This window comes from Mesorhizobium sp. M7A.F.Ca.MR.148.00.0.0 (genome assembly GCF_003997735.1).
In the GTDB taxonomy this organism is placed as follows: domain Bacteria; phylum Pseudomonadota; class Alphaproteobacteria; order Rhizobiales; family Rhizobiaceae; genus Mesorhizobium.
Genome location: NZ_RZTB01000157.1, coordinates 1 through 624 on the forward strand (window position 1 = coordinate 1; position 624 = coordinate 624).

Below are 624 nucleotides of genomic sequence, written 5' to 3' on the forward strand. Positions count from 1 at the left end.
TTGGCCGTCCGCTCGAATTCTATTTCGGCATGCGCGGACGCGAGCGCGAGGCCCGCGTGGCCGAGCTTCTGGAAGAGGGCGAGATGGGCAAGGGTTTCGCCGATCGCTATCCTGCAGGGCTTTCCGGCGGACAGAAGCAAGGGGTCTGCATCGCCCGTGCGCTCGCCGCCAAGCGAAAACTCATCATTTGCGACGAGGTCACTTCCGCGCTCGACCCGCTGGTGGAAGATGGCATCCTCAAGCTGTTGCTGCGCCTGCAGAATATTGAGGACGTGGCCTACCTGTTCATCACCCATGATCTTGCGATCGTGAAGGCAATCGCCGATTCCATTGCGGTGATGTAACGCGGGAACGCCGTGCTGCTCTCCTCGGCTCCCGAGATGGAGGTTGGCTGGCTGGAAAACGCGATCAAGGGACGCCACATGGAGAGCGCGGGGAACTGAGCTCAACGGAGCTCCGGCAGTACCGATCACCTGGACTCTTTTCCGACCGCTGCTCCAGATATGAGCGGGTGCCGCCACCGTGCGTAGAAGGGCACCACGGCTCGGCCTGAGGCAAGCCGGCATTCATCGTTCGCCACGTTGAATAATATAGCAGCGCCCCCGCGTGGCCGGGGCGGAAGCT

Annotated in this window: 1 pseudogene; it reads left to right on the forward strand. The window is 62.2% G+C overall.

Features of this window, described 5'->3' with window-relative positions:
* A pseudogene (locus EOB49_RS30830) lies at positions 1–443 on the forward strand (ATP-binding cassette domain-containing protein); the annotation flags it as partial.
* Positions 444–624: the final 181 nt, after the last annotated feature.